Raw genomic sequence first — 20805 nt, forward strand, 5'->3', positions numbered from 1 at the left:
GGTAGCAATATTGCACTATGAGCGAACACCCGCACGTCGAGATTTATACGAAGGAAGACTGTCCGTACTGCGAGAAAGCGAAGGACCTCTTCGACGGGAAGGGCGTCGAGTACGAGACGTACAACGTGACCGGCGACGACGAACTGTTCGACGAGATGGTCGAGCGCGCGAACGGTCGCCAGACCGCTCCTGAGGTATTCATCGACGACGAGTTAATCGGCGGCTGGGACGACACCCAAGCCTTGGACGAGTCGGGCGAGTTGGACGAGAAGTTGGGCATCGCCACGGCCGACGGCGGGACCGAACATCACAAGCTCGTCATCTCCGGGAGCGGTATCGCGGGCCTGACCGCGGCCATCTACGCCGCGCGGTCGAACAACGACCCCCTCGTGTTGGAGGGCGACGAACCCGGCGGTCAGTTGACGCTGACGACCGACGTGGAGAACTACCCCGGCTTCCCCGAGGGCATCAGCGGCCCGGACCTCATCAACAACATGAAAGAGCAGGCCGAGCGGTTCGGCGCGGAGGTCAAGAACGGCGTCATCGAGGAGGTAGACGATTCGTCGCGTCCGTACCGCGTCGAACTCTCGAACGGCGACGTGTACACCGCCGACGCGTTCATCGCGGCCTCCGGCGCGAGCGCCCGGACGCTGGGCATCCCCGGCGAGGACGACCTGATGGGCTACGGCGTCTCGACCTGCGCGACCTGCGACGGAGCCTTCTTCCGCGACGAGGAGATGATAGTCGTGGGCGGCGGCGACGCGGCGATGGAGGAGGCCAACTTCCTCACGAAGTTCGCCTCGAAGGTGTATCTGGTCCACCGGCGCGAGGAGTTCCGCGCCGAGGACTACTGGATAGACCGGACCCACGAGAAGGTCGAGGAGGGCGACATCGAGATAATCCAGAACGCGGAAGTCCGGGAGATTCACGGCTCGGTCGAGGAGGGCGTCGATTACGTCGAGTTGGTTCGCAACCCCGAGGGCTACCCGACCGACAAACTCGACGACCCCGAGACCGAGGAGTTCGAGATGGACGTGGGCGCGGTCTTCCTCGCTATCGGCCACACGCCGAACACCGACTACCTCGAAGACACCGGCGTCGAGATGGACGAGGCTGGGTACATCCAGACCGAGGGCGGCAAGGGCGGCGGCCAGACGAAGACCGGCGTCCCCGGCATCTTCGGCGCTGGCGACGTGGTGGACTACCACTACCAGCAGGCCGTGACCGCCGCGGGGATGGGCTGTAAGGCGGCGCTCGACGCGGACGACTACCTCGAAACCGCCGAACTCGAAGTCGAAGAAGGCGCGACCGAGGCCGCCGCGAGCGACGACTGAGGAGGCTCTTTCTTTCGGTTCGGGTCAGTCGTCCGAGACCGCCGGTTCGCCGTCGTCGGCGTTGGCGGGACCCGGACCCGGCGTGCCCCGCACGTCGCCCTCGCGCCATGTGTCCCGCGAGAACCACAGGTACGCGATGGTCGCGCCCAAGACGTTCGAGACGAAGAAGCCGACCCAGATGCCCTCGACGCCGAAGATGGCCTCGGTGGGGACGAACGGAATCGAGAGGCGGAACTGCGAGGCGACGTAGGAGACCGGGAGTCGAATCCCCGCCAGCGTCGTGATGGCGATGGCGGCCGCGACCATCGTCTTGCCCGCGCCGCGGAACCCGCCCGTGAACGCTCGCATGATGCCGATGAAGCCGAACGACAGCGACACGTACCGGAGGAAGGTCGCGCCGGAGGCCAGCACCGCGGGGTCGTCGGTGAACACCGCGACGATGGGTCTCGGAACGAGGAAGATGAGGACCCCCGCGGCCGCGAGGACGGCGAACAGTCCCTTGGCGGCGAGGTAGTTCGCCTTCGCCGCGCGGTCGTACTTGCCCGCGCCGATGTTCTGGCCGGTCATCGTCTCGACGCCGCGCGCCACCGCGATGGCCGGGAGGAAGATGACCGAGAAGACGCGCGTCCCGATGCCGTAGGCGGCGACGACGGTCGTCGGGAACAGGCCGACGATGAGCAAAAGCGCGTTGATAGAGAGCGCGCGGCCGGTCCCCTCGATACTCGCGGGGATGCCGATTTGGAGAATCTTCCGGAGGTACTGGAAGTCGGGTCGCATGTCCCGGAGATTGATCTGGATGCCGCGGTCCCCCGAGAGCATGATGGCGACGCCGACGACCATCGCCACGCTCCGGGAGAACACCGTCGCGACCGCCGCGCCCTCGATGCCCATCTCCGGGAACGCTATCGGGCCGAGGCTCCAGCCGTTGATGAGGAACGGGTCGAGGGCCACGTTGAGGACGACCGTGCCGAACATCACGAACATCGGCGTCAGCGTGTCACCCGCGCCCCGCATCAGCGAGATGAACACGAAGAACCCGAACATGAACGGGAGTCCGAGCGCGACGACCTGCATGTACGCGGTCGCGCCGGGAAGCACCTCCGGCGAGGCCCCGAGGAAGTCGAGGAACGGCCGGACGAAGGGGTAGCCGACCGCGCCGAGAATCACCGACGCGATGAACGCGAACGAGACGGTCTGGGACGCGGCGTACTCCGCCTGCTCGGTCTCGTCGGCCCCGGTGTGCTGGGCGACGAGGACGCTCCCGGCGACCGACAGCCCCATCCCGAGCGAGATGAGCAGAAACACCATCGGAAAGGCGAAGCTGATGGCCGCCAGCGCCTCGGTCGAGTACTGGCCGAGCCAGAAGGTGTCCGCGAGGTTGTACGCCGTCTGCATCAGGTTCGTGACGACGATGGGGAGCGAGAGGAAGACGAGGGGCTTGAGGATGCCGCCCTCGGTGAGGTCGAGTTCTTCCTGCCCTTTGAAGAAGCTCACGCGGCCACCTCCGGTCGCCGTCCGAGTCGCCGTTCGAGGTACTCCTCGACCAGTCGCCGGGTCTCGCTCGGGGACTCACCGAGCGCGACTTCCCGGACGTGCGCGCCGTTTATCGCCGTGACGACGAACCGGGCCACCTCGTCGGGGTCGGCCTCGTCGAACTGCCCCGACTCGATGCCGTCCCGGACCGCGCCCGCGACGACCTCTCGGAGTCGCTCGTCCATCGCCACGAACCGCTCGCGGTACGTCTCGTGGTACGGCGACTGCGATTTAAGTTCTATCAACGGGATGGGGGAAGCGTCCTCGGCGGGCGCGAAAATCGCGTCCAGAAACGTGTCCAGTCGCTCCTCGGGGTCGCTCGCCTCGCACGCGAGTCGTCCCTCGAACTGCTCCAACAGGTGGTCGAGGAAGGCGTTCAGCAACTCCTCTTTCGTGTCGAAGTGGTAGTGGAAGGTCGCTTTCGACACGGACGACTCGTCGGCGATGCGTTGCATCGTCAGGTCGGCGTACCCGTGTTCCCGGAGGGCTCGGTACGTCGCCTCCATCATTTGGTCGGCTGTCTCTGCGTCCATTTGCTATCGGAACTTACTGACTAGTCAGTCAAAAGGGTTCTGAATCGAAACACCTCCTCGGTCAGTCCGCGGGCGAAACGACGAGGCCCGCGGCGTCGTGTCTCGATACCCGCACATCTTTACGTTCGCCCGCGGAAGGGGAGGGTATGACAGACCACGAAGTCGAGACGGTGACGTACACCATCGAATCGCCGGAGGGCGACTCCGAGGAGTTGACGCTCCCGACGGGCGTCGTGGACCTCCTGCGCGAGGACGACTCCGAGACCGACACCGAGGTCTTGGGCGACCTGACGATGCTGTCGTTCGCACAGCAGGCCCACGCGCTCGTCCACCACGCGCCCGAGGAGCCCGACGACGACGTTCTCGCCAACGAGGAGAAGACGATGGAACTGTTCGAGGAGCGCTTCGGCCAGACGTTCGGCGAGATGACCGGCCACTCTCACTGAGTCGTCGCTCGGACTCCCCTTTCTTCGAGACAATCGCGTTTAGCGGTTAGCCCGACGCGGACGGTGACTTCTCGTCGTCCGGTCCGGCCACCTCATCGAGGCGGCTCTTGTTTCACCGGGCATTAAGAAACCGGTTGTATGGCAGGGGACAATCACTCCACCGAGGCCGCCGAATACCCTTTCGGACGACACAAATGGGCGAGGAAGGAACTCGGATTCGAGTCCACTGTCGGGACTGCCCGTTCGAGAAAGTCGTAGCGAGCGACGACGACGAGAAACCCGCGGAGGTCCTCATCGACCACGGCCAACGAACCGGCCACACGCTCGCTATCGACCGGATGGACGACTGACTGCGGTTCGCGCGCTCGATTCTCACTCACTCGACGGCGTACCGCAGGAGAACGCCGTCGTCTACGCGCTCTACGTCTTCCAGTTCCAACTCCGGGAACTCCTCGACGAACCCCTCGCCGTCGGCCAGCGTGGGCGCGTCCCGGCCGCCGATGAGTTTCGACCCGACGTACAGCCGGAGTTCGTCGGCGAGGTCGGCCTCGAACAGCGAGAAGAGGAGTTCGCCGCCGCCCTCGACCATCAGTCGCTCGACGCCCTCCCGCTCCAGCGAGGCGAGCGCGCTCGTCAGGTCCACGCGCTCGTCGCCCGCGGTGACGAGTCGCGCGCCCGCGGCCTCTAGCTCCTCGATTCGCTCGGCGGGCGCGGCCTCCGAGACGAGGAGGTACGTCGTCGCCTCGTCGTCCAGAATCCGGGCGTCGGTCGGGGTTCGCGCTCGGGAGTCGGCGACGACGCGGGCCGGGTGGGCGCTCGCGTCGCGCTCTCGCCGGGCGACCTGTCGCTCGGGCTCCTCGACGGTCAGGTGCGGGTCGTCGGCCAGCACGGTTCCGACGCCGACCATCACCGCGTCGCTCTCCGCCCGGAGGGCGTCCATCCGGTCGAAATCGTCGGGACCGCTGATAGCTATCTGTTCGCGGCGCTTCGACGAGAGTTTCCCGTCGGCGCTCGTCGCGGCGTTGACGACCACGCGCATACCCCCGCTAACGCGTCAGTCGGAAAACCGCTTTCGGTCGATTTATGTCTCGGACCGTGTACTTCGAGGTGTGCGCCGCTATCGTGTCGTCTTCGCCCTCTTGGTCCTCGTCTGTGCCAGCACGCTCGGGTACAGTTACGTCTCGTCGCCCGCCAACGCCGCGGTGACGACCTACGAGCGACAGGCCGACCTCCCGGCCGACGAGCGGACCGCGGTGTTCCCCGCCACCGGGAACGTCACCGTCGTCGCCGGACACGGCATGAAAGGCGAGTCCGCCGCGCTCGTGGCGTTCGGTCCCGAGGGACGAGTCCTCTATCACAACGACACGTTCCACGGCTACTTCGACGTGGACCCCGTGAAGGGGACCGAGACGACCGTCGAGTACGTCGCCGAGCGCGACTACGACGGCGACGACTGCAACGGCAAGTGTACCGTCTCGGTTGTCGAGCGACTCAACCTCACGACCGGCGAAATCGAGCGCATCTACTCGCGGGTCATCCCCGCCGACCGAGGAGCCAACTGGCACGACGTGGACCGACTCGGCGAAAACCGACTGTTGGTGGGTGCCATCAACACCGACGAGATGTACGTCGTCAACACGACGACCGGGATGACGACGTGGGAGTGGTCCACCAAGCAGGCCTACCCAATCTCGGGCGGCGGTCCCTACCCGGCCGACTGGGCGCATCTCAACGACGTGGAGCGACTGCCCGACGGCCGGTACATGACCAGCCTCCGGAATCAGGACGCGGTGGTCTTCGTGGACCGCCGGACCGGCGTGCAGGAGAACTGGACGCTCGGCTCCGACGGTGCCCATCAAATCCTCTACGAACAGCACAACCCCGACTACATCCCCGAGTCCGAAGGCGGTCCGGCGGTCATCGTCGCCGACTCGCTCAACGACCGCCTCGTGGAGTACCAGCGCGTGAACGGCTCGTGGGAGCAGTCGTGGGTCTGGTCGGACGACGAGATGAAGTGGCCCCGCGACGCCGACCGCCTCCCGAACGGCAACACGCTCGTCGCCGACACCAACGCCCACCGCGTGCTGGAGGTTGACGAGACCGGCGCGGTCGTCTGGGAGGCCCCCTTCTACGCGCCCTACGAACTCGAACGCCTCGGCACCGGCGACGAGAGTGCGGGCGGGCCGAGCGCCGTCGCCGCGGACTTGGACTCGCGTGTTACCGACTCGACCGACAGAGACGGCAACACGACTTCCGTCGCGGGGTACACGCCCCGGAAGGTCAGCAACAGCATCTCGTTCGTCCTGCCCGTCTGGATGGGTCTGAGCGACGCCGGGGCCGCGGTCCTCCTCGTCCTGTCGGCGCTGGCGTGGGCCGGGTTGGAGTACCGGCACTCCTCGGTTTCGCTGTCGTTCCAGTGGCCGGTTCGTCGGGAGTGAACGATTACTCCTCGGTCGCGATTCGCGGGAGTTGAAACGCGTAGACGACGAGACCGAGACCGACGAAGAACGCGGCCGTCTGGAGGTAACTCAGGTACTTCGCCAGCGCGAAGCGCCGCCGCTCGTATCGGACCTGCCGCACCGCGACGTACTCCCCATCGTATCGGACCAGTGCGGGCGTCGCGAGCCGAATCCGGTCCACCGTCGCCTCCCGAGGAGTCCGCTCGGTGACGGTGAGCGTCTTCGCGGCCGACCCGTTCCGGACGGCGCGTCGGACGAGCGGCGGTGCCGCCTCGAATTCGGTGCTGAACGCTCGCACCAACACCGTCCGGTTCACTCGCTCCAGACGGAGGACCGCCGACCCGCCGACCGCCTCCGCCCGCGGTTCGTAGAACTCGCCGTCGAGGTAGACGTACCGGTAGTCCGCGGAGACGGCCACTTCGCCGTCCCCGTCCCGATACAGTCGGGTCTCCTCGACGGTGAGCGTCCCGTTCGCTCCGACCCGCCGCTCGAACAGACACGACCGTCGGTGTGCGGTCCCGGTGCAGGCGGCGACGGCCGAGTCGCCGGTCGCTATCAGGTTCGAATCGTCGAGGGCGGACGCGTTGACTCGCTCCGCTCGGAGTTCGAACGTGACCCGGTCGGGTCCGCCGTCGGGGTAGAGGTACATCGGGTTCAACAGCAGGAGGACGCCGAGTATCGCCAACCCGATTCCGGCGTCGTGTGCAGAGACCATCCGTCCACGCACGCACGACGGACAGATACATGACAATTTCGGCGAGCGGACCGGTCCGAGAGCCGAGAGGCGTCGGACGCGACCAGCGGAAGCGACGGCCGACCCCCGTGACGAACACTTTTAATCCGTCCGGGCAAAGTTCCGGTGATGAGTTTGGACGACCATGCCGAGGACCTCGCCTCCGACCTCGGCGTAGACAAGGAGGAGGTCAAGGCGGACCTCGAAAACTTAGTGGAGTACAGCGTCCCGGTGGACGAAGCGAAACAGAGTCTCCGGCGGAAGTACGGCGACGGCGGCGGAGGTTCCAGCGAACCCTCACGCGCGGACGTGGCCGACATCTCCACCGAGGACAGCAACGTCACCGTCACCGCGAAGGTGCTGACGGTCGGCAAACGCTCGATTCGGTATCAGGGCAACGAGCAGACCATCCACGAGGGCGAACTCGCCGACGAGACCGGGAAAATCTCCTACACCGCGTGGGAGGACTTCGGTCTCTCGGCGGGCGACACGATTACCGCGGGCAACGCTGGCGTCCGCGAGTGGGAGGGCGACCCCGAACTGAACCTCGGTGAGAGTACGAACGTCGCCTTCGAGGAGGGCATCGACGTGTCCTACCCCGTCGGGGGCGACGCGGACCTCGCGGACCTCGAACCCGGCGACCGGGGCATCAACCTCGACGTGCAGGTGGTCGAAGTCGAGACCAAGACCATCGACGGCCGCGACGGCGAGACCGAAATCAAGAGCGGCGTCCTCGCCGACGAGAGCGCCCGCCTCCCGTTCACCGACTGGGAGGCTCGCCCCGAGGTCGCGGAGGGCAAGACGTTGCGACTCGAAGACGTGTACGTCCGGGAGTTCCGCGGGGTGCCCTCGGTCAACCTCTCGGAGTTCACCGAAGTCGCGCCCCTCGACCGCGAGTTGGCCATCAGCGACACCGGCACGCGGATGACCGTCCGGGACGCCGTCGAGACCGGCGGTGCCTACGACGTGGAGGTCGTCGGGAGCATCGTGGCGGTCCGGGACGGGTCGGGCCTCATCGAGCGGTGTCCCGAGTGCGGTCGGGTCATCCAGAACGGCCAGTGTCGGAGCCACGGCGACGTGGACGGGCAGGACGACCTGCGCGTGAAGGCCATCGTGGACGACGGGACCGGAACGGTCACGGCGGTCCTCGACGCCGAGCGCACCGAGGAGGTCTACGGCGGCGACGTGGACGACGCCAAGGCCCAAGCCCGCGACGCGATGGACAAGGAAGTCGTCGCCGACAGCATCCGCGAGCGCGTCGTCGGCCACGAGTACCGCGTCCGGGGGAACCTCTCGGTGGACGACTACGGCGCGAACCTCGAAGTCACCGAGTTCGCCCGCTCTGAGGACTCGCCCGCCGACCGCGCGGACGCCCTGCTGGCGGAGGTGGCAGAATGAGTTCCAACGGAGACGGCGACGGCGACGACCAAGGCGGCGCGGGCCGCCGCGAGGTCGCGTGGCGCGTCTTCGCCGCGGAGTACGACGACTCGGACTTCGACTACTCGGAGAGCGACGAGGAGCGCGCGCCCAACTACGTGGTCACGCCGACCGGTGCCCGCGTCAACCGCCTGTTCGTGGTCGGGGTCCTGACGGAGGTCGAGGCGGTCAGCGACGACGTGTTGCGCGGCCGGGTCGTGGACCCGACCGGCGCGTTCGTCCTCTACGCCGGGCAGTACCAGCCCGACGAGATGGCTTTCTTGGAGAAGGCTTCTCCTCCGGCGTTCGTCGCGGTGACGGGCAAGGCCCGGACCTTCCAACCCGACGACTCGGACCGCGTGTTCACCTCGATCCGTCCCGAGTCCATCAACCGCGTGGACGCCGATACCCGCGACCGCTGGGTGGTCCAGACCGCCGAGCAGACCCTCTCGCGGGTCTCGACGGTCGCCGACGCCATCGACTCCGGCGAACGCGGCGACGCGCTCCGGACGGCGCTGGAGCAAAACGGCGTGGACGCGGGACTCGCGTCGGGCATCCCGCTCGCGCTCGACCACTACGGCACGACGAAGGCGTACCTCGCGGAGATGTGGGACCTCGCGGTCGATTCGGCCCGCGTCGTCTCGGGCGAACTCGCGGCCGACGACGTGGGACCGCTCGAACTCGCGCCCGGCGAGGGCGGCGACGACGCGGCCGTGGACTTCGACTACGCGCTCCCGGACGCGACCGACGAGGTCTCTGCCCTCGACACCGAGGCCGAGGAGACCACGCAGACCGATGCGGAACCGAGCGAAAGCACGCCAGATAGTGCCGACGAAACGGCAAAAGTTTCCAAAAGCACGACGGAGCTGTCCGAGGAGACCGCCGAGGAGTCGCCCACGTCCGAACCGGATTCGACCGCATCCGAACCGGAATCGGCCGACACGGACCTCGGTGAGACTCCCGAACCCGAGACCGAGACGACCGCCGACGCGGAATCGACCGCCGACGCGGAATCGACCGCCGACGAGTCCGCGACCGCAGACACCGAACTCGGCGACGCGCCGACCGGCACGGCCGACGAGTCCGCGACCGAACCCGAGGACCACACCGTCGAGGACGCGGAGGACGCCGCGGAGCTACAGGACGACATCGGCACCGACGAACCGCCGACCGTCGAGGACGAGCAGGCGACCTCGACCGACGACGAGTTCGCGCCCGAGACCGGCGACGACAGCGAGGGGCCGGACATCGGCACCGCGGGCGCTGGCGACGAGATGTACGAGTTCGACGACGAGGAGCGCGAACAGGTCGAAGCGGAGTACGGACTGGAGTTCTCCTCGGGCTCGGAAGTCGAGAGTCCCGAGGAGTCCGACCTTGACGCACCCGACCCCGAGGCCGGACTCGATAACGAAGCCGAACCCGAGGCGGGAACCGACGAGAGCGACGGCGACGACCTCGGCGACTTCGGGGGCGGCTCCGACGAGGAACCCGCGTCCGACACGCCGGACGCTGACGCCGCCGACTCGACCGACGACGGCGGTGTAGGCGCGGCCGACGAGACGCCGACCGAGACGGCCGACGCCGCGGTGGAGACCGACTCGGCCGACGACGGCGAGCAGGAAGCGCCCGCGAACCTCGAAGACACCGTGATGACCGAGATGCGCGAGTTGAACGACGGCGACGGCGTGGAACGCGAGACGCTACTGGCCGCGGTCGTGCAGGACTACGACGTGACGCCCGCCGACGTGGACGACGCTCTCGAAGCCGCGCTGATGGCGGGCCGGTGCTACGAGTCCGGCGAGGACACCCTCAAGCCCATCTGATGAGCCTCGTGGAGCCGGTCCCCGGCGACCCGGCCGCGGTCGCCGAGTTGGGCGGCGAGCGCGCGCTGGTCGTCGCGGACTTCCACGCGGGCGTCGAGCAGGCGCTTCGCGCCGATGGCGTCTCCATCGACAGCCGCGCGGGCGAGCGCCGCGACCGCCTCCTCGCGCTCGTGGCCCGGACCGACGCCGAGCGCGTCGTCTTCTTGGGCGACCTGATGCACGCCATCGGCGACCCCGGCGGCGCGGAGCGCGGCGAAATCGAGGTCCTCCTCGAACGCCTCGCCGACCGCGGCGTGGCCGCGACGCTGGTCAAGGGCAACCACGACGGCGCGATAGAGTCGTGGGCCGACCTCGACGTGACCGACGGTGCGGGCGTCCGACTCGGCGACGTGGGCTTCGCCCACGGCCACACGTGGCCCGCGCCCGAGGTGCTGGACGGCGAAGTCGTCTGCGTCGGCCACGAACACCCCGCGGTCCGACTCGAAGACGAGGTGGGCGGGAGCCGCGCCGAGCGCGTCTGGCTCCGCGGGTCGCTCGCTCCCGAGGCGTTCGCCGACCGCGAGGGCGCGGTTCGCCCCGGCGCGGAGTTGGTCGTCTTCCCCGCCTTCAACGACCTCGTGGGCAAGACGTGGGTCAACGTTCCGGGACAGGAGTTTCTGGCTCCCTTCCTGCCCGCCGGGTTGGCCGACGGACAGGCGTATCTCCTCGACGGGACGCGACTCGGAAGATACCGGGACGTGTAGCGCACTCGGCGGCCGATTTTCGATTCGTCACACCGTTCGCTCGGTCGCCTCCTGCACCGCGGCGACGAGTTCGTCCGGGCGCGACGAACCCACGACCAGCGACTTCCCGCCGGTCCGCTCGAACCGGACGCCGCTGTTGCCCCGGACCGTGTAGGCCGTCCCGCTCGGCGTCCAGCGCAGGCCCCAACCGCCGTAGCGCAGGGGGCTGTAGCCCGTCTCCTGCACGTCAGCGAGGTCCGCGAAGGGGACGCGCTTGGCCGACCGGTGGAGCGGCGCGAACTTCACGTAGAGGCCGTCGTCGCGGACCTCCGTGTCGAGGCGCGCGACCCGGAAGAACAGCGCGGCCGCGCCGACGGCGGCGAGTCGGCGGACGGTCTCGCCGAGGCTTCGCTTCCCGCGCACGAGGGCCACGAGGTCCGCGAACGTCCGGAGCGCGAGCAGGCCCCAGAGCCACGGCTGGTCGAACCGCTGGGTCTCCCGAAAGTGGACTTCGGTCTCCATGCGACGACTTCGACGTTCGCGGAGAAAAGGCTTCGCCGGAGGAGGCCGCCCCGCCGAACGACGGAGCGTCCCCGGAGGAGGGTTAGCGAACCAGCACGTCGTCTTCCAGCGCGGCGACCTCCGACATGATGTCGTCTCTCGCGTCGTCCGATACGTCGAACTCCCGGAGCGCGGCGTCGAGGTGGGTGGCGATGGCCTCGAAGTGTTGGGGTTCGAGTCCCAGTCCCTCGTGGGCCGCGCGCATCTCCTCGCCGTCGTACTCGACCGGTCCGCCAGCGACCGCGCTCAGGAACTGCGTCTGGTGGGCGCGCTGGGCCGCCATGTCCACGTCGTCGAAGAAGTGCGCGACCGACTCGTCGGCCAGCACGCGCTCGTAGAACTCGTCCACGATGTTCGAAATCTGTTCGTCGCCGCCTAACCGATGGTAGAGGGTATCTCCTGAAGACATCCGTGTTCGTCGTGGCCGCCAGAGGGCGACCCTGCGATAGTCGTGACTCGATTCCCGGTCGGAAAGCGACCGGCGCGAACGGACATCAACGCGTCAGAAATAAAGTTATTTTCCCGAATACGTTCGGCGGACGCTACTCACTTCTTGGCGACGTAGTGCGTGTCGCGCTCGAAGAACCGGGCGACGCTCTCCCGCTCGCCGACCACGTCGAGGAGGGTGAACCCGCACTTCCGAAGCTGGAGCCACTGGTGGAGCGGGTTCGAGAGGTAGACCTCCAGTTCGCCCAGCGGCACCGTCTCGAACTTGTATCTGGAGAACAGGCGGGCGTGGTTCTTGGGCTTCTTGTAGAAGTCGCCCACGTCGCCGACCGCCCGCCGGAAGTCGCCAGCCGATAGCGGCACCAGCGGCGACCAGTTGTTGTGCGACGAGAACGCGACGATGCCCGAGGGTTTCAACACGCGGTAGAGTTCCCGGAGCGCGGCCACGCGCTCGGTCTTCGGCAGGAGGTAGTCGAGACCGTAGTACGAGAAGACGGCGTAGTCGAACGACGCCGACTCGAAGTCGGTGTCCCGCACGTCGCCGACGTGAAACTCCACGTCCGGGAACAGCGACCGGGCCTTCTCGACCAGCGGTTCGCTCACGTCGATGCCGGTCACGTCGAAGCCCCGGTCGGCGAGCAGCGACGAGACGCGCCCGACGCCGCATCCAACGTCCAGCACGGACCCCTCCGCGTCGCCGAAGTATCGCTCGACTATCTTCTCTTCCTGCGGGAACAGCGTCGGGTTTCGGATTCGCTCGGTGTAGAGTTCGACGGCCTCCTCGGTCGTGAACACGCCGTCGCTCGTCGCGCTCCCGTCGGTACTCCGCTCGGAGTTCATTTGTACCTCATTCCGGTTCAAAGACAGGGCAGTATATTATAAACTCAGCGGCCGGAACAACCCTCGAAGTCGACTTCTCGAATTTCGAAGGCAACGTGCTTATGACCCTCTAACCGCTAAAAACGACCAATGAGCGACCACCGGGCCGCGGGTTCTGCGGCCTTCGCGCAACTCGGCGAGGAGGTGCGGGCGGCGCTCTCGGAGCGCGGGTTCTCGACCCCGACCGAGCCACAGCGTCGGGCCATCCCGCCGCTCGCTCGGGGCGACCACGCGCTGGTCGTCGCGCCGACCGGGACCGGCAAGACCGAGACGGCGATGTTGCCCGTCCTCGACGCCATCGCTCGGAACCAGACCGAGAACGGGCCGCGGTTCGGCATCTCGGCGCTGTACGTCACGCCACTGCGCGCGCTGAACCGCGACATGCGCCAGCGACTGGAGTGGTGGGGCGAGGAGTTGAATCTGGACGTGGACGTGCGCCACGGCGACACCACCGACTACCAGCGCCAGAAGCAGGCCAACGACCCGCCCGACGTGCTGGTCACGACGCCCGAGACCCTGCAAGCGATGCTCACCGGGTCGAAACTCCGGGAGGCACTCGAAGACGTGCATCACGTCGTCGTGGACGAGGTCCACGAACTCGCCAGCGCGAAGCGCGGCGCGCAGTTGACCGTCGGACTCGAACGCCTGCGCGAGTTGGCGGGCGACTTCCAGCGAATCGGCCTCTCGGCGACGGTCGGCGACCCGGCAGAAGTCGGGCGATTTCTGACCGGACGCGCGGCCGACGACGGAGGCGACGGTGACGACGGCGACGCCGAGGAGTGCGAAATCGTGGAGGTGGACGTGGGGAGCAAAGTCGAGTTCGAGGTCCGGGAACCCGAGATAACCGACGAGGACGAGCGTCTGGCGGGCGAACTCGTCACTGACGAGTCGGTCGCCAGCCACGTCCGGGCGATTCTGGAGGTCGTGGCGGCCAACGACTCGACGCTGATATTCGTCAACACGCGTCAGACCGCCGAAGCCCTCGGTTCGCGCTTCAAGAAATTGGACGCGAACGTCGGGGTCCACCACGGGTCGCTGTCGAAGGAGGCCCGCATCGACGTGGAGGACCGGTTCAAGGCCGGGGAACTGGACGCGCTTCTCTGTACCTCCTCGATGGAATTGGGCATCGACGTGGGCCGCATCGACCACGTGGTCCAGTATTCGAGTCCCCGCGAGGTCGCGCGCCTCCTCCAGCGGGTCGGGCGCGCGGGCCACCGGAGCGAGGAGGTCTCCCACGGCACCATCATCACCAAGCACCCCGACGACACCCTCGAAGCGCTGGCCATCGCGCGCCGGGCCAAGCAGGGCGACGTGGAGGCCGCCGAGATTCACGACGGGAGCCTCGACACCGTGGCCAACCAGATAGTGGGTCTCGTCATGGACTTCGGCGAGCTGTCGGCGATGCGGGCCTACGACATCGTGACCCGCGCGTATCCCTTCCGGGACCTGTCCGAATCGGAGTTCAAGGAGGTCTGCCGCGAACTGAAGAGCAACCGACTCGTCTGGCTGGACGAACAGCACGACCAATTGGAGAAGTCCAGCAAGACGTGGCAGTACTTCTACGCCAACCTGTCGATGATTCCCGACGAACAGAAGTACACCGTCGAGGACATCGCGTCGGGGTCGCAGGTCGGGACGCTGGACGAGCGGTTCGTCGTCAACTTCGCCCAACCCGGCGAAATCTTCGTCCAGCGTGGCGAGATGTGGCGGATTACGGAGGTCGAGGACGACGAGGAGACCGTCAAGGTCTCGCCCATCGAGGACCCCGGCGGCGAGATTCCCTCGTGGGTCGGCCAAGAGATTCCGGTGCCCTACGACGTGGCCCAAGAGGTCGGCGAGATGCGCGCCGTCGCCGGTCCGCAGTTCGAGCGCGGTGCGCCCCGCGAGGGCGTCGCCCGCGAGTTCACGAACCGCTACCCGACCGACGAGTACACCGCCAGCGAAGCCCTCTCGCAACTCGACCGCCACGCCGAGACCGAGGCCCCGCTCCCGACCGCGGACCGAATCGTGGTCGAACACGCCGCTAACACCGTGGTCGTCAACTCCTGTTTCGGCCACAAGGTCAACGAGACGCTCGGCCGGGTCCTCTCGTCGCTGGTGGGCCAGCGCACCGGTTCGTCGGTCGGCCTCGAAGTGGACCCCTACCGCATCGAGTTGGACGTACCCGCGAAGGTCAACGGACAGGAAGTCGCGGGGGTCCTCCGAGAGACCGACCCCGGCCACGTCGAGGCCATCATCGAGTTGAGCCTCAAGCACTCCGACACCCTCAAGTTCAAGCTCTCGCAAGTCGCCGCGAAGTTCGGCGCGCTCCGCACGTGGGAGGGAAACAGCGCCGGTGGACCGCAAATCTCCCGACTGATGGCCGCGCTCGAAGGCACGCCGATGTACGACGAGGCGGTCCGCGAGGTGTTCCACGACGACCTCGCGGTCGAGGCCGCCGCCGACGTTCTGCGGCGGATTCGAGAGAAGGAGATCGAGGTCGTGACCACGGGTGGGCGCACCCCGGTCGGGTCGGGCGGGCGCTCGTCGGGCCGGGAACTCCTCGCGCCGGAGAACGCCGACGCCAGCGTCATCCAGACCGTCAAAGACCGCATCCGGGACGACGAGGTCATCCTGTTCTGTCTCCACTGCGAGGAGTACCGGCGCAAGAAACCGGTCCGGCGCGTCCGCGACCAGCCGAAGTGTCCCGAGTGCGACTCGACCAGAGTCGCCGCGCTGAACCCGTGGGCCGACGAGGTGGTCAAAGCGGTCCGTGCCCCCGAGAAGGACGACGAGCAGGAGAAGATGACCCGGCGAGCGCACAAGGCCGCGAACCTCGTCCAGAGCCACGGCAAGCAGGCCGTGATAGCCCTCGCGGCCCGCGGGGTCGGTCCCCGGAACGCCGCGCGCATCATCGCCAAACTGCGCGAGGACGAAGACGAGTTCTACCGCGACATTCTGGAACAGGAGCGTCAGTACGCCCGCACCCAGTCGTTCTGGGACTAACGAAACCGCTCCTTTCCGCGGCGTAACCACGATTGCACCGCGGCGTCGCGTCGATTCCGCTGCCGTAATCCTCGTTCCCCGAAATAGCCGCACGCTGCGGCAGAGAAACGGCCGATTCTCTATAACTCGGGACGTAGTGGCTTCTCTGGCATGACGGACGATAACTCACCACGACGGCGCGACCTGCTCAAGGCCGGAGCGACCGCGGGCCTCCTCGGGGTGGCGGGCCTCTCGCTGAACGGGGCCTCGGCCCAAGAGACGACGACCCAGCAGACGACGACACCGGCGGAGGGCGAGGGCGGTACGGGGGTCTTCAGTTTCAGCCTCGAAGACGGCGACCTGTTCCGGGTCCGGTTCCGGCCGCGAGACCCCTTCGGAGAACCGGCGACCGAGACGGTCCCGGCGGGATGTCTCGGCACCGAGCAGTCCGAGGAGTACCAACTGTTCATCGTCCGGGTGTTCCGAGGAGGGACCGACCTCGGCTTCCGGGGCCTGCTGGCACCCCAACAGGCGCTCGCCGAGGACCTGCTCCAGACGACGACTGCGGCAGGTGGGGAGACCACCGAGGCGGGCGGGATGACCGAAACCACCGAGGAGAGCGGGATGACCGAGACCACGCCCGCCGGTGAGACGACGACCCAAGCCGCCTTGCAGGACCAGACGACGACTGCGGCAGGTGGGGAGACCACGACCGCGGCGGGCCAGCAGACCACCGTCGCACCGGGCCAACTCCCCGAAATCCAACTCGGGGCGTGGTACCGGGTCGCCAGCGCGGACCCGTGCGACGGCCTGAATGCGCTCACCGTCGAGGCGAGCGACCCGCCCGAGACGACCGCGACGCCCTCTGGCGGCGAGACGACGACGGAGTAGCGACCGACTCCTCGGCGGGCTGATGGCTCGGCGAGCCGACCACCCGACGAGTCGATGCCTCGGTGACGCCTCTACCGGCCGAAAACCGCCAGTCGGCCGTGTCGCCTTTAGGCGTGGCTGGCGTCTGCTTGTCGCACATGGCTACTTCCCGGAGTCGGGTCAAGCGAGTCTTCGACGTTGCGCGCGACCGGAACGTCACGTTTCTGGCGGCGAGCGTCGCCTACTACGCGTTCGTCTCGCTGATTCCGCTGACGCTGTTGGTCATCGTCGTCGGGAGTGTCGTCGGCGGGCAGGCGTTCGCGGACTTCGTGGTCCAGCAGGTCGCGAGTTCGCTCTCTACGTCGGGCGAGCGCGTCCTCCAGCAGGCGCTGACGAGTTCGAGCGGCCGGACCGGCGCGGGCGTCGTCGGATTCGTCACGGTGGCGTGGAGCGCGCTCAAACTGTTCCGCGGACTCGACATCGCGTTCTCGGAGGCGTACGGCACCGAGCGCGACCCCTCGCTGGTCGAACAGTTGGTGGACGGCGCGGTCACTATCGGCCTCGTCGTCGTCGCGGTCGGTCTCGTCGCGGCGGTCGGCTACGCCCTGCGGACGCCCTCTCTCGCCGCGAACGTCCCGTTCAGGAATCTCGTCGGAAATATCGCGCTGGTCGGCGGACTCGTCGTCGCGTTCCTCCCGCTGTACTACGTCATGCCGCCGGTCGAGATGACCGTCCGGGAGGCGGTTCCCGGCGCGGTCGTCGCGGGAGTCGGCTGGGTCGTCCTCCACGCCGTCTTCCAGTTCTACCTCACGTACGCCGGGCAGTATCGGGCCTACGGCGTCATCGGCGCGGTGTTGCTGTTCTTGACGTGGCTCTATCTGGCGGGCGCTGTCGTCCTCGTCGGCGCGGTGGTGAACTCGGTGCTGGGCGGACGCATCCGGTTGTCGCGGTAGCCGCCCCGCCGCGTCTCCTCGCTCACTCTTGTCGCGTCCCTGCGCGCGCCCTCATCGCGTCTTCTCGGTCACTTCGACGGTCTCGTCCATGCTCTCGTGGACCACGACGACCGTCTCCGGGAGCGCGTTGTCGAAGGTCACGGTCGCCTCGTAGGGCACCTCGCCGATGCACTGGGTGCCGACGCCGGATTCGTCGGGTTCTTTCTCCACGACTCGGACGGTGAGCGTGCCGGTCTCTCGGTCGTAGCTGGCGGCCGCGAGTTCGAGGTCCGACCGAGGAGTCGGCGTCCTGACCGCGCCCTCGACCGCGGCCTCCTCGGCCTCGAAGGCGACGCTCGCGCTGTGGGTCTTCCCGCACTCGCCCTCGCCGACCGAGAGATCGCTGTCGGCGACTCGCGGGCCGGGACAGCCCATCGCGGTGGACATCGACATGGTCTCGACGCGACCGTCGGCCGTGACGCCCACGTCGGTTCCGGACTGGTTGCAGTCGAACCGGCTTCGCTCGATTTCGAACGTCGTCTCGTCGTCGGCGTCTGCGAGACCGACCGAGACGCTGTAGTCGGCGGGTTCGTTCAGCGCGAGTTCGAGGTACGCGTCGGCCGCGAACTCGGCGGTCCGGTCCACGAGGATGTCGGCACCCGTCGAGACTTGCAGGTCGATTCTCCGGGCTTCGTCGGCCGCGTTCCAGACGCGGACGCCGTACGCTCGGTTGTTGTCGGGGAAGGGGACCGACTCGCGGTCGCCGACCGCGACGGTCTCGAACGGTTCGTCGTCGTCGGACCGGACGCCCGAGAATCGCTCACGGGCCTCGGTCGTCGTTCGCTCGGTCGTCCCGTCCCCGGTCGTACCGGGACCGGAGCCGGTGCCGGAACTGCCGATACAGCCCGCGAGACCGGTTGCCGCCGCGAGCGCGCCGGTGCGACGGAGGAGTTGGCGTCGGTTCATACCTCGTCGTTCGAGAGCCAGTTCAAAGGACCTTCTGTAAGCTCAAATCGCTTTTTGACTTATCGGAGAGAAGAGTGAAATCACTACTCGACGAGGACGTAGTGTTCCGAGACCGTCACGTCGTAGCCCGCGTAGCGAAACGAGACTTCTATCTCCGCGGTCAACTCCTCGGTGCGCGTGAAGACGAACCCGCCCGCCGACGGCGCGGTTCCGGCGTCCACGAGCGCGTCCAGACTCTCCACGTCGAACCGGTCGCCCAGCGGCGGGAGCGCGTCCCGTTCCGCGTCTTCGGCGTTGGCGACCGCGGCGACGACCGCCTCGCTCGCGGTCTCGTCGTCCTCGATGAGACGACGGCGGCGGTACTCCTCGGAAGTCGGTTCGGGCCGAGGAGTTTCGGGGGTCAGTTCGGGAGACTCACCAGACATTCGTATGGTCAGTCTCTCTTACACTGTTTTAATTTCTATGAATAGTTACCTTAGAGGATAGATATTGGTTTACCGCCGTGAGAGCCGAAACAATTGGTCCGGCCTCCCCGGCCGCTATCGCGTCGTCGTGCGCCCTCCTCGCCGAGTTCGGCGACAAGTTTGGAGTGAATGCGCTACTGGGACCGAATCTTCGCGGGGAGCCACGACCCGACGAGTCCCGCGGTGCCCGTCGCCAACAGGAACAGCCACGCGCCGGTCGCTCCGAGACCGACTGCGACGACGGCCGACTGGACCGCCAGCGAGGGTTCGTAGCCGAGCGCGCTCCCGACCAGCGTCGTCCCCACGGCGGCGACCGCGAACGGCAGGCCGACGACGAGACCGACCGGAGCCAACGCGGCGTCGAGCCACCCCGGAAGCGTCGTCGCGGCCGACCCGACGACGTACGCCACTACCGCCGCGACGAGGAGCGCGAGGACCGCGAGCGTGCGGTCGGTCGGCCGGAACGCGACGCGGGCGAGCGCCGACCGGTCGGCGAGTGCGTCCGCGTCCACGATTGCGAGCGCGACGCTGGCGACGAGGTACTCGACCGCCAGCCCTCCGGCCACCGCCCCGAGGTGCGCGAGTTCCAGACAGGTCCGGCCCGGCGGACAGCCGATGGCGGCGTCCCGGTAGACGAAGTACAGCGTCGGAACGGCCAACACGAGCAACGGGAGGACCAGACTTCTGCGCGGTTTGAAGACGGCTCGCGGGTTCATACCGAGACGTACGCGCGGTGGAAAAATAAAGGTGGGCGCTCGACCGCCGCGCGGATACCCGACGGTCGGGAACGGACTCAGTACTTGATGAGCTTCGTCGCTTCGCTGTCGTGGTCGAGTTGGTAGCCGTTGTCCATCTGGTAGTAGTCCTTGTAGCCGTACCAACCCGAGGCGTTGTCGAAGATATCCTCGATGGCCTGCTCGGCGTCCTCGAAGGCGGTAGCCTCGTGGGGGACTGCGCTATCGGTGTGCGCCGACCCGGAGACGTAGCCCTCGAACTCCCACATCTTGAGGTGGTTGCGACCGAGGAAGCCGAAGGTGCCCGTCGCCACGGACTTGTCCTGTTGCTCGAACCGGTTGGTCGCGCTGTTGTAGGCGTAGCGGTTGTACTGAATCACGATGTCGGTCCAGCCGTTGCTCGTCAGGACGCCCGCCACGTCGCCGGTACTCTGCTCGGAGATGACGTTCATCGGAGCCGAGGTCTCGTAGCCGCCGTCCACCGCCTCGTAATCCCAGATGCCGTAGGGGTGGTCCTCCTCGGCGGGGTCTTTCGACTGGATACTCACGCCGCCGCTTCGCTGGTGGTAGTCTTTCCACTCGTCGGGTTTCGCGTAGTAGGTGTCCCACTTTCGCTTGTCCGTGCGCGTGTCGCGCTCGGGCAGGTCGTCGGCCTCGGGCTTGGGCCGCTGGAACGTCTCGGTCTTCGTCAACACCGGCGGGGTCAGCCCGTAGCGTTTCTTCAGGTCCGAACTGATTTTCTTCGTCCTGACGGTCACCTCCTCGGGGCGAATCTTCGTCTGGACGATTTCACGGCCGGTGACGCGGAACTTCTCGGGACCGGTCGAGTCCGAAGCCGCACGGCCCTCGCCGGAGACGAGCGAGAGACCGAACGCGCCCGCGCTTACCGCACCGATGCTTTGCAGGAACTGCCGACGAGTGCCGTCGCTCGAACGACGGTCGGGGGAGTCGTCTGTCATGACTTCGGCCATTTAATTCTCCGGACACTA

21 protein-coding genes are annotated in these 20805 nt (G+C 67.4%); 10 read left to right on the forward strand and 11 right to left on the reverse strand.

The window, feature by feature from the left end; genetic code table 11:
* Positions 1 to 17: 17 nt before the first annotated feature.
* The gene (gene trxB, locus EPL00_RS10780) at positions 18 to 1334 is read left to right on the forward strand and encodes a thioredoxin-disulfide reductase (protein ID WP_135852702.1); all 1317 of its coding nucleotides are present in this window, start codon (positions 18 to 20) and stop codon (positions 1332 to 1334) included.
* A 24-nt stretch (positions 1335 to 1358) separates the two neighbouring features.
* On the opposite strand, the gene EPL00_RS10785 is transcribed toward trxB, so the two are convergent.
* Both EPL00_RS10785 and EPL00_RS10790 read right to left on the reverse strand, forming a co-directional pair.
* Positions 1359 to 2828: an MATE family efflux transporter gene (locus tag EPL00_RS10785; protein WP_135852701.1), complete on the reverse strand. Its 1470-nt coding sequence runs from the start codon at positions 2826 to 2828 to the stop codon at positions 1359 to 1361.
* Complete coding sequence (locus EPL00_RS10790; protein ID WP_135852700.1) at positions 2825 to 3400, reverse strand: TetR/AcrR family transcriptional regulator; 576 nt, start codon at positions 3398 to 3400, stop codon at positions 2825 to 2827. Before EPL00_RS10790 ends, EPL00_RS10785 begins: the two co-directional genes overlap by 4 nt.
* A 146-nt stretch (positions 3401 to 3546) precedes the next feature.
* On the opposite strand from EPL00_RS10790, the gene EPL00_RS10795 reads away from it, so the two are divergent.
* The gene (locus EPL00_RS10795) at positions 3547 to 3846 is read left to right on the forward strand and encodes a DUF7545 family protein (protein WP_135852699.1); all 300 of its coding nucleotides are present in this window, start codon (positions 3547 to 3549) and stop codon (positions 3844 to 3846) included.
* Positions 3847 to 4040: 194 nt separating this feature from the next.
* On the forward strand, positions 4041 to 4196 hold the full coding sequence (locus tag EPL00_RS10800) for a hypothetical protein (protein ID WP_162224198.1): 156 nt from the start codon (positions 4041 to 4043) through the stop codon (positions 4194 to 4196).
* 26 nt (positions 4197 to 4222) lie between these two features.
* Here the strand turns inward: EPL00_RS10800 and EPL00_RS10805 are convergent, their stop codons facing one another.
* Positions 4223 to 4885 carry a 2,5-diamino-6-(ribosylamino)-4(3H)-pyrimidinone 5'-phosphate reductase gene (locus EPL00_RS10805; protein ID WP_135852698.1) on the reverse strand — a complete coding sequence of 221 codons (663 nt, stop codon included), beginning with the start codon at positions 4883 to 4885 and terminating at the stop codon, positions 4223 to 4225.
* Between the two features lie 70 nt (positions 4886 to 4955).
* Between EPL00_RS10805 and EPL00_RS10810 the strand changes: the two genes are divergently transcribed.
* A complete protein-coding gene (locus EPL00_RS10810; RefSeq protein WP_202932600.1) occupies positions 4956 to 6284 on the forward strand; it encodes an arylsulfotransferase family protein in 1329 nt (442 codons plus the stop codon).
* A 4-nt stretch (positions 6285 to 6288) separates the two neighbouring features.
* Here EPL00_RS10810 and EPL00_RS10815 read toward each other — a convergent pair whose 3' ends face one another.
* Positions 6289 to 7020, reverse strand: a complete 732-nt coding sequence (locus tag EPL00_RS10815; RefSeq protein ID WP_135852697.1) for a hypothetical protein — start codon at positions 7018 to 7020, stop codon at positions 6289 to 6291.
* Between the two features lie 147 nt (positions 7021 to 7167).
* Here EPL00_RS10815 and EPL00_RS10820 point away from each other — a divergent pair, with 147 nt between their 5' ends.
* From EPL00_RS10820 to EPL00_RS10830, 3 genes are read left to right on the forward strand one after another with little or no spacing between them, the layout of a single operon-like run.
* Positions 7168 to 8436: a Single-stranded DNA binding protein gene (locus tag EPL00_RS10820; RefSeq protein ID WP_135852696.1), complete on the forward strand. Its 1269-nt coding sequence runs from the start codon at positions 7168 to 7170 to the stop codon at positions 8434 to 8436.
* On the forward strand, positions 8433 to 10277 hold the full coding sequence (locus tag EPL00_RS10825) for a hypothetical protein (RefSeq protein WP_135852695.1): 1845 nt from the start codon (positions 8433 to 8435) through the stop codon (positions 10275 to 10277). The genes EPL00_RS10820 and EPL00_RS10825 overlap by 4 nt, the downstream gene beginning before the upstream one ends.
* A complete protein-coding gene (locus EPL00_RS10830) occupies positions 10277 to 11020 on the forward strand; it encodes a metallophosphoesterase (protein ID WP_135852694.1) in 744 nt (247 codons plus the stop codon). The genes EPL00_RS10825 and EPL00_RS10830 overlap by 1 nt, the downstream gene beginning before the upstream one ends.
* Positions 11021 to 11047: 27 nt before the next feature.
* On the opposite strand, the gene EPL00_RS10835 is transcribed toward EPL00_RS10830, so the two are convergent.
* The 3 genes from EPL00_RS10835 to EPL00_RS10845 all read right to left on the reverse strand — a co-directional run bounded on the left by EPL00_RS10835 (position 11048) and on the right by EPL00_RS10845 (position 12847).
* Entirely contained in the window at positions 11048 to 11521 is a 474-nt protein-coding gene (locus EPL00_RS10835; RefSeq protein ID WP_135852693.1) for a DUF6141 family protein, read from the reverse strand.
* 82 nt (positions 11522 to 11603) lie between these two features.
* The gene (locus EPL00_RS10840; RefSeq protein WP_135852692.1) at positions 11604 to 11969 is read right to left on the reverse strand and encodes a group I truncated hemoglobin; all 366 of its coding nucleotides are present in this window, start codon (positions 11967 to 11969) and stop codon (positions 11604 to 11606) included.
* Positions 11970 to 12106: 137 nt separating this feature from the next.
* Positions 12107 to 12847, reverse strand: a complete 741-nt coding sequence (locus EPL00_RS10845; RefSeq protein WP_135852691.1) for a class I SAM-dependent methyltransferase — start codon at positions 12845 to 12847, stop codon at positions 12107 to 12109.
* A gap of 129 nt (positions 12848 to 12976) precedes the next feature.
* Here EPL00_RS10845 and EPL00_RS10850 point away from each other — a divergent pair, with 129 nt between their 5' ends.
* The 3 genes from EPL00_RS10850 (at position 12977) to EPL00_RS10860 (ending at position 17673) form a co-directional block, all read left to right on the forward strand.
* Complete coding sequence (locus EPL00_RS10850) at positions 12977 to 15871, forward strand: DEAD/DEAH box helicase (RefSeq protein WP_135852690.1); 2895 nt, start codon at positions 12977 to 12979, stop codon at positions 15869 to 15871.
* Between the two features lie 150 nt (positions 15872 to 16021).
* Complete coding sequence (locus EPL00_RS10855; RefSeq protein WP_135852689.1) at positions 16022 to 16741, forward strand: hypothetical protein; 720 nt, start codon at positions 16022 to 16024, stop codon at positions 16739 to 16741.
* 137 nt (positions 16742 to 16878) lie between these two features.
* Positions 16879 to 17673 (forward strand): YihY/virulence factor BrkB family protein, encoded by a 795-nt coding sequence (locus tag EPL00_RS10860; protein ID WP_135852688.1) that lies wholly within the window; start codon positions 16879 to 16881, stop codon positions 17671 to 17673.
* Between the two features lie 51 nt (positions 17674 to 17724).
* Here EPL00_RS10860 and EPL00_RS10865 read toward each other — a convergent pair whose 3' ends face one another.
* From EPL00_RS10865 to EPL00_RS10880, 4 genes are all read right to left on the reverse strand, one after another.
* Positions 17725 to 18618 (reverse strand): hypothetical protein, encoded by an 894-nt coding sequence (locus EPL00_RS10865; RefSeq protein WP_135852687.1) that lies wholly within the window; start codon positions 18616 to 18618, stop codon positions 17725 to 17727.
* Positions 18619 to 18701: 83 nt separating this feature from the next.
* Positions 18702 to 19043 carry a HalOD1 output domain-containing protein gene (locus EPL00_RS10870; protein WP_135852686.1) on the reverse strand — a complete coding sequence of 114 codons (342 nt, stop codon included), beginning with the start codon at positions 19041 to 19043 and terminating at the stop codon, positions 18702 to 18704.
* A gap of 173 nt (positions 19044 to 19216) precedes the next feature.
* Positions 19217 to 19798: a hypothetical protein gene (locus EPL00_RS10875; RefSeq protein WP_135852685.1), complete on the reverse strand. Its 582-nt coding sequence runs from the start codon at positions 19796 to 19798 to the stop codon at positions 19217 to 19219.
* 77 nt (positions 19799 to 19875) lie between these two features.
* Positions 19876 to 20775, reverse strand: coding sequence for a hypothetical protein (locus tag EPL00_RS10880; RefSeq protein WP_135852684.1), 900 nt, complete (start codon positions 20773 to 20775; stop codon positions 19876 to 19878).
* Between the last annotated feature and the right edge of the window lie 30 nt (positions 20776 to 20805).

Origin of the sequence: Halorussus salinus, from assembly GCF_004765815.2 — an archaeon.
Taxonomy (GTDB): Archaea; Halobacteriota; Halobacteria; order Halobacteriales; family Haladaptataceae; genus Halorussus; species Halorussus salinus.